The sequence below is a fragment of the Embleya sp. NPDC005971 genome, from assembly GCF_040629175.1.
Classification (GTDB): domain Bacteria; phylum Actinomycetota; class Actinomycetes; order Streptomycetales; family Streptomycetaceae; genus Embleya.
Genome location: NZ_JBEXUX010000046.1, coordinates 76454 through 83210, shown reverse-complemented (window position 1 = coordinate 83210; position 6757 = coordinate 76454). Strand labels below are relative to the sequence as shown.

Annotated in this window: 9 protein-coding genes; 4 read left to right on the top strand and 5 right to left on the bottom strand. The window is 71.8% G+C overall.

Going from position 1 to position 6757, the window contains the following annotated elements; genetic code table 11:
- Positions 1-78: 78 nt before the first annotated feature.
- The 5 genes from ABZ374_RS32675 to ABZ374_RS32655 all read right to left on the bottom strand — a co-directional run bounded on the left by ABZ374_RS32675 (position 79) and on the right by ABZ374_RS32655 (position 3622).
- On the bottom strand, positions 79-909 hold the full coding sequence (locus ABZ374_RS32675) for an aldo/keto reductase (RefSeq protein ID WP_360317976.1): 831 nt from the start codon (positions 907-909) through the stop codon (positions 79-81).
- A gap of 14 nt (positions 910-923) precedes the next feature.
- Positions 924-1271: a nuclear transport factor 2 family protein gene (locus tag ABZ374_RS32670; RefSeq protein ID WP_360317973.1), complete on the bottom strand. Its 348-nt coding sequence runs from the start codon at positions 1269-1271 to the stop codon at positions 924-926.
- Complete coding sequence (locus tag ABZ374_RS32665) at positions 1268-1687, bottom strand: heme-binding protein (protein WP_360317970.1); 420 nt, start codon at positions 1685-1687, stop codon at positions 1268-1270. Before ABZ374_RS32665 ends, ABZ374_RS32670 begins: the two co-directional genes overlap by 4 nt.
- A gap of 47 nt (positions 1688-1734) precedes the next feature.
- Positions 1735-2946, bottom strand: a complete 1212-nt coding sequence (locus tag ABZ374_RS32660; RefSeq protein WP_360317967.1) for an MFS transporter — start codon at positions 2944-2946, stop codon at positions 1735-1737.
- Positions 2947-3130: 184 nt separating this feature from the next.
- Entirely contained in the window at positions 3131-3622 is a 492-nt protein-coding gene (locus ABZ374_RS32655) for a VOC family protein (protein ID WP_360317964.1), read from the bottom strand.
- Between the two features lie 218 nt (positions 3623-3840).
- Between ABZ374_RS32655 and ABZ374_RS32650 the strand changes: the two genes are divergently transcribed.
- From ABZ374_RS32650 to ABZ374_RS32635, 4 genes are all read left to right on the top strand, one after another.
- A complete protein-coding gene (locus tag ABZ374_RS32650) occupies positions 3841-4326 on the top strand; it encodes a MarR family transcriptional regulator (RefSeq protein ID WP_360317961.1) in 486 nt (161 codons plus the stop codon).
- A gap of 215 nt (positions 4327-4541) precedes the next feature.
- Positions 4542-4943, top strand: coding sequence for a histidine kinase dimerization/phosphoacceptor domain-containing protein (locus tag ABZ374_RS32645; protein ID WP_360317958.1), 402 nt, complete (start codon positions 4542-4544; stop codon positions 4941-4943).
- Between the two features lie 305 nt (positions 4944-5248).
- The gene (locus ABZ374_RS32640) at positions 5249-5935 is read left to right on the top strand and encodes a GntR family transcriptional regulator (protein WP_360317955.1); all 687 of its coding nucleotides are present in this window, start codon (positions 5249-5251) and stop codon (positions 5933-5935) included.
- Positions 5935-6753 carry a nitrilase-related carbon-nitrogen hydrolase gene (locus ABZ374_RS32635; protein ID WP_360317952.1) on the top strand — a complete coding sequence of 273 codons (819 nt, stop codon included), beginning with the start codon at positions 5935-5937 and terminating at the stop codon, positions 6751-6753. Before ABZ374_RS32640 ends, ABZ374_RS32635 begins: the two co-directional genes overlap by 1 nt.
- The last annotated feature ends 4 nt before the right edge of the window (positions 6754-6757 follow it).

Here is a 6757-nt window from a genome sequence, read left to right as displayed (position 1 = left end):
CATCAGGCCGCGCGAAGTCAGGCCGAGGCGCAGACGCTGAGCTTTCTGGCGGGCAGTGTGTCCGGGGGTGCGGGCCGGTCAGTTGAACCGGTCCGGGTGCGGCCCGGTGCGCAGGCCGCGGTCGCCCGCGGCGATGGCGGCCACGTCCTCGTCGGTCAGCCGGAAGTCGAAAACGTCCAGGTTCTGGCGGATGCGCGCCGGGGTGACGGACTTCGGGATGACGATGTTGCCGAGCTGGAGGTGCCAGCGCAGGACCACCTGGGCGGCGGACTTGCCGGTGCGGGCGGCGATCGAGGTGATCGCTGGGTCGTCCAGGACGGCGCCCTGGGCGAGCGGGCTCCACGCCTCGGTGGCGATGCCGTGCTCGGCGTGGAAGGTGCGCAGGTCGGCCTGCTGGAGGCCGGGATGCAGCTCGACCTGGTTGACGGCGGGCACCAGGTCGCTGTGGTCCATCAGGCGCCGGAGGTGGGCGGGCTGGAAGTTGGAGACGCCGGCGGCGCGGATGCGGCCCTCCTCGGCGAGGCGCTCGATGGCGCGCCAGGAGTCGAGGTAGAGGTCGCGCTCGGGGGTGGGCCAGTGGATCAGGTACAGGTCGACGGTGTCGAGGCCGAGCTTGCCGAGAGCGGTGTCGAAGGCGCGCAGGGTCTTGTCGTAGCCCTGGTCGGCGTTCCACAGCTTGGTGGTGACGAACAGTTCCTCGCGCGGCAGGCCGGACGCCGCGAGCGCTCGGCCGACGCCGGTCTCGTTGCCGTAGATCGCGGCGGTGTCGATGCTGCGGTAGCCGGCCTCCAGGGCGGAGGTGACGGCGGCGGTGGTCTGGTCGTCGGGGACCTGGAAGACGCCGAAGCCGAGCTGGGGGATCTCGACCCCGTTGTTGAGCTTCACGGTGGGGACGGTGGGGTTGTTCATGGTGCGTGCTTCCTTCAGTGAGGGTGGGCGGTGAGGGTGTAGCGGACGGTCTGGGCGCTGATGAGTCCGTCGCGGAAGACGAAGGTGTCGGTGCCGTCGGTGACCCGGTGGGTGGCGGTGGCGGCGGTCCACTGGAGGAACAGCACTCCGCCCGCGAACCGCGGGTCCAGGTGCCAGTCGGCGTCCGGGAGATCGGCCAGGAGGCGGCCGATGACCCGGCGGACCCCGGCGTGGCCGCAGAACGCGCCCTCGGGGGTGATGAGGACGGTGTCCTCGGTGTAGTTCCCGGCGATGTGGTCGAGGTCCCCGGTGCCCAGGCGCCGACCGTGGTCGGCGAAGACCTCCTGCGGGGTGCGGGTCACCGGGGGAGTTTCGTCAGCGCGGCGGTGGCGAACGAGTGGTCCTGCTCGGGGGCGCCGCCGCCGAGGCCGATGGCGCCGACGAGCCTGCCGTCGCGGTGGATCGGGACGCCGCCGGCGATGAACAGGAGCGGCCGGTCGAGCGCGGTGGGCAGGGTGTGGAAGGGTCCGTCCGGCTTGACGAGGTCGACCAGGTCGGCGGTGGGGGCGCCCAGTTGGAGGGCGGTGTACGCCTTGCGGGTGCTGGTCTCGCCGGAGATCAGCACGGCGCTGTCGTCGCGGAGGAAGGCGAGCGGGTGGCCGCCCGCGTCCAGGACGGTGACGCTGACCGCGACCCCGGCCGCCCGGGCGGCGCGGCGGGCGGCGTCGACGAGGGTCTCGGCGTCGGCGGTGGTCAGCGGGGTGAGGGTGGTGCTCATGGTGGCTCTTCTCCTGGAAGGAACGGGGGAGGGGGAACGGAGGGCGGTCAGTGGCGGCCGGCGACGGCGACGGCGGCGGGGGTGGGAGCGGCGGCGGGGGTGCTCTCCCGTACGGGGGTTCGGCGCTCCAGGGCGGCGGACCAGACGGCCAGCAGGAGCGCGGCTCCGGCGAGCAGCGCGCCGACCCAGTTCGGGGCGGTGTAACCGAGGCCGGCGGAGATGACCATTCCGCCGAGCCAGGCGGCAAGGGCGTTGCCGAGGTTGAAGGCGCCGATGTTGACGGCGGAGGCCAGGGTGGGCGCGCCGTGCGCCTGGTCCAGGACCCGCTTCTGGAGCGGTGGGACGGTGGCGAAGCCGAGCCCCCCGACGAGCAGGATGGTCACCGCGGCCAGGATCTTGTTGTGGGCGGTGACGGTGAACAGCGCCAGCACGACGGCGAGTCCGCCGAGAGAGGCGTAGAGCATCGGCATCAGCTTGCGGTCGGCGAACTTGCCGCCGAGCAGGTTGCCGAGGAACATGCCGATGCCGAACAGGACCAGCAGCCAGGTGACGGCGCCGTCGGAGTAGCCGGCCGTGTGGGTCATCATCGGGGCGATGTAGGTGATCGCCGCGAAAACGCCGCCGAAGCCGAGGACGGTCATCGCCATGGCGAGCAGGACCTGGGGGTTGCGGAACGCCGTGAGCTCGCGCCGCAGGTGGGCGCCTTCGGGGCGGGGCATGGCCGGTACCAGCTTCGCGATGCCGAGCAGGCCGATCACTCCGAGTGCGGCGACGCCGGCGAAGGTGACGCGCCAGCCGACGGCCTGGCCGATGAAGGTGCCCAGCGGCACGCCGACGATGTTGGCGACGGTGAGGCCGGTGAACATGGTGGCGATGGCGCCGGCCTTCTTGTCGGGGGCCACGAGGTCGGCGGCGACCACCGAGCCGATGCCGAAGAACGCGCCGTGGGCGAGGGAGGCCACGATGCGGCCGGCGAGCATCACGCCCATGGTCGGTGCCACGGCGGAGAGCAGGTTTCCAGCCACGAACAGGCCCATGAGGACCATGAGCATCGTCTTGCGGCCGATCCGGGTGCCGAGCACCGTCATCAGCGGGGCGCCGATGACGACGCCGATCGCGTAACCGGTGACCAGGAGCCCGGCGGAGGGGATGGACACCCCGTAGTCGGCGGCGATCTCGGGCAGCAGGCCCATGATCACGAACTCGGTGGTGCCGATCCCGAAGGCCCCGATGGCCAAGGCCAGGAGCGCGAGAGGCATGGTGTGCCACCCTCCATACGATTGCTGTTGCGCCTTACGTGCTCCGACAATAGTTGCATACGCTGGCTAATGCAAGTGCGGGCATTCGCTTATGGCCGATGGTGGGCGATGGCGGCGGACACGCGAACGCGGGTGGGGTCCAGGACCGTGTCGGTCCGGATCCCACCCGCGCCGGTCAAGCCCCTCAAGCGGCGAAGCCGCCCTCGGGCCGGATGATCTCCAGGTTGGTGCCGTCCGGGTCGTTGAAGTACGCCACCCTGGTGCCGAGCGCCGCCGCCGGCGTCACCTCACCCGCGATGAACGTGTAGTCGTCGCCGAGGAAGCCGTAGCCCGCGTCCTTCATCCGCCGGTACACCACGTCGAAGTCGTCCACCCGCAGACACAGGTGCATCGAGCCCGGACGGTTGGCGGCGCCCCGGGTCGGCTCGCCGGGCGGGTTGCGGAACTCGATGAGGTCGATGCCGAGGCTGTTGTCGAGGTTGATCGTGGCGTAGCGCAGCTCCGCGGTGGACAGGCCCTGCGACCCGCCGAACGGCACGCTGTGCATGGTTCCCGAGGCGACGGGCTCGCGCCCGGTGAGGGCCTGATAGAACGCGATCGAGGCGTCCAGGTCCGACACCGAGATCCCGACGTGGGCCGCCCGGGTGAGGTTCATCGGGGTGCTGGAAACGGCCATGACGATTCCCTTCGTTCCGAGCCCTGTGCGGCGGCGATTGCCGCGCGGGTGCAGGGGGGATTCCTGGGGGCCAGGTAGGACCGATTCTCCGGACGGCGGCGGGATCGCGCATTCGGGCGGTGTGGAGGGCAATATTTGTATAGGCGGAATACATGCGCTGGCCGATATTTGCGCGAGGCTTATCCTGGGGGGCGACGTACCCGGAAGGAGCCTCGCCCATGACCGCCACGGACCCCGCGCTGACCGCCCTCGCCAACGGATGGGCCGCCCTCTACCTCCTGGCCGGCCGGATCGAGGCGCACATCGAGCGCGCGCTCCAGGCCGAGCACGACCTGAGCGTGCGCGAGTACTCGCTGCTCGACGTGCTCAGCCGCCAGCACGACGGCGAGGGCGGTCACCTGCAGATGAAGCAGGTCGCCGACGCGGTGGTGCTCAGCCAGAGCGCCACCACGCGCCTGGTCACCCGGCTGGAGGACCGCGGCCTGCTCTCGCGCTACCTCTGCGCGACCGACCGCCGCGGCATCTACACCGACGTGACCGGGCCGGGCCTGGAACTCCTGGAAGCGGCCAGGCCGACCAACGAGGCCGCCCTCCGGGAGGCACTGGACGAGGCCGCCAAGAACCCAGAGCCGGCCCCGCTGGTCGCCACCACCGAGGAGATGAACACGTCGCGACGGCTCCCGGAGCCCGCCGCCACGCGCTGAGCACGACGAAGCCCCGGGACCTCGCCAAGGCGGCCCCGGGGCTTCGTGCCGACCACTGCCGCCCGTCCTCGACCGGGCCCACTCCCGGAAAGCAGCCCGCCGACCTCGACGACCAAGAGGGGCGGCGCCCGACACCGGGAGGCTCCGCGATCGCGCGGCGTGCCGGACGCCCCCGCCGCGCACCCTCCACGCCGCCCGCCCGGCGAACCAGGGGAATGCGGGAACGACTTCGAACACCCCAGCGCTCACCCGGCCACACTCAAGGCCCGGGCCGACATGAAACCGCGGCCCACGACGCCGAGCGGCGGGCCGCGGCGGACGCGGCGGAGGAACGGCTGCGGATGGCCCGCGAGTTGCACGACGTGGTCGCGCACAGCATGAGCCTGATCACCGTGCAGGCCGGCGTCGCGCACCTCGTCGGGGCCCGAGCGGCCCGAGGAGGCGCTGCGCGCTCGGCTCGATCGAGGCCACCGGGCGCACCGCGCTGCGCGAGATGCGCCGCCTGCTCGGCATCCTGCGAGAGGGGAGCGATACCCCGCAGAGCGCCGACCTGGCCCCGGCGCCCACGCTCGCCGCCGTCGATGACGCGGCGGCGGCCGGACTACGGGTCGAACTGATCGTGCACGGTGAACGACGCGAACTGCCCGTCGGCATCCCGACGCGTCCTTCAGGGGATCGGGTGCCGGCGGCGCGCACGGGCTCGAACTCGTTGCGAAGGGCGCGCGAGATCAGGCCGCGCCCGGGCTCTCGTCGTGGGTGGACCCGCCCCCGTCGAGCAGGTCGCCCGATCGACGATGCCGATCGTCGGCCCGCGCGTGACGTACGCCGAGAACACCACGACCTCCGGGCTGCCCGCGACGTTCACCGGAGTCGCCGACGCGAACCTCTTGTCGTTGGTATGCGCGTTGTATACATTGTGTTCATGAGCAGCGTACGAAAGCCCGCCGGCGGTGGATCCGCCCAGGACATCACCTATCGATGGCTCAAGAAGCACATCTCCGCCCTGCCTCGGGACGGGGGAACCTTCCTGATCGAGTCCGAGGTCGCCCAGGCGGCGGGCACGTCGCGAACTCCGGTGCGCGAGGCGTTGCTGCGCCTGGAAACCGAGGGATTCGTGCAGATCATGCCGAAGAAGGGCGCCTTCGTACCGCCCATCTCGGACGCGGAGGTACGCACCGTGATGGAAGCCCGCGAACTGATCGAGGACTGGAGCATGCGGCGCGTGGTCCCGGCCGGCGAAGCGTTCCTGGACGAGCTCGACGCCCTCGTGGCCGCCCAGGAGGGCCTGGTCGACGACGCGGTGGGATTCATCGACTGCGACCGGGCCTTCCACGGCGCGATCGTGCGGCAGGCCGGCAACCCGGTCCTCGCCGACTTCTACGAGGCGTTGCGCGAGCGCCAGGTCCGGATGGGTCTGCGTGCCGTCGTCGGCGACGAGGGCCGTTTCCGCAAGGTCTTGGCCGAGCACGCGGCGATCGTGTCCGCTCTGCGCACCGGTGATCCGGACCGGGCGGCCCAGGCACTGGGGACCCACCTGGGCAGCACGCTCGCCGCGCTGCACCTGCCCGAAGTCGCCCGCCGGGGCTCCGACGACTCCCTGGGGGCGTGATGAGGATCGCCCTGGTCCAGGTCGCCAGCCCGCCCACCGAAACGCCCCGAGCCCGCCGCGAGCGGGTGGGCTCGATGGTCGAACAGGCCCGCGGGGCCGACCTGGTCGTGCTCCCCGAACTGTGGGCGGCCGGCTACTTCGGCTTCGAGTCCTACGCCGAACACGCCGAGCCGCTGAACGGTCCCACGGTCACCGCGGCCCGCGCCTGGGCCCGGGCGCTGGACGCGCACGTGCACCTGGGCAGCTTCGTCCAGCGCGACGACGACGGCCGACTGTTCAACACCGCCGCCCTGATCACCCCGGACGGGCTGATCGCGCACACCTACCGCAAGATCCACGTCTTCGGCCACGCCTCCCGCGAGGCCGAACTGCTCACCCCCGGCGACCGGATCGACGTGGCCGGCACCGCCCTCGGGCGCCTGGGCGCCACCACCTGCTACGACCTGCGCTTCCCCGAACTGTGGCGCGACCTGGTCGACCGAGGGGCCCGCATCGCCGTCGTACCCGCCGCCTGGCCCGCCGCCCGCCGCGAGCACTGGCAACTGTTCACCTCCTGCCGAGCCGTCGAACAACAACTGCTCGTGATCGCCTGCAACGCGGTCGGCGTCCAGGACGGCGGCGTCGAACTCGGTGGACACAGCCGTGTCGTCGACGCCTGGGGCCGCGTCCTGGTCGAGGCCGGCACCGAGGAGGGCGTCACCTTCTGCGACGCCGACCCCGCCGACGTCGACCGGGTACGCGCCCAGTTCCCGGTCCTCGCCGACCGTCGCCCCATCTCGTCGTTTCCACCCCGGGGGAGCGCGCCGGACCCACGCTAAGGAA

What these genes read in the sequence shown, in the direction of transcription:
- ABZ374_RS32675 (WP_360317976.1), bottom strand. Translation starts at nt 909, where the DNA reads ATGAACAACCCCACCGTCCCCACCGTGAAGCTCAACAACGGGGTCGAG.
- ABZ374_RS32665 (WP_360317970.1), bottom strand. Translation starts at nt 1,687, where the DNA reads ATGAGCACCACCCTCACCCCGCTGACCACCGCCGACGCCGAGACCCTC.
- ABZ374_RS32660 (WP_360317967.1), bottom strand. Translation starts at nt 2,946, where the DNA reads ATGCCTCTCGCGCTCCTGGCCTTGGCCATCGGGGCCTTCGGGATCGGC.
- ABZ374_RS32655 (WP_360317964.1), bottom strand. Translation starts at nt 3,622, where the DNA reads ATGGCCGTTTCCAGCACCCCGATGAACCTCACCCGGGCGGCCCACGTC.
- ABZ374_RS32650 (WP_360317961.1), top strand. Translation starts at nt 3,841, where the DNA reads ATGACCGCCACGGACCCCGCGCTGACCGCCCTCGCCAACGGATGGGCC.
- ABZ374_RS32645 (WP_360317958.1), top strand. Translation starts at nt 4,542, where the DNA reads ATGCGGGAACGACTTCGAACACCCCAGCGCTCACCCGGCCACACTCAA.
- ABZ374_RS32640 (WP_360317955.1), top strand. Translation starts at nt 5,249, where the DNA reads ATGAGCAGCGTACGAAAGCCCGCCGGCGGTGGATCCGCCCAGGACATC.
- ABZ374_RS32635 (WP_360317952.1), top strand. Translation starts at nt 5,935, where the DNA reads ATGAGGATCGCCCTGGTCCAGGTCGCCAGCCCGCCCACCGAAACGCCC.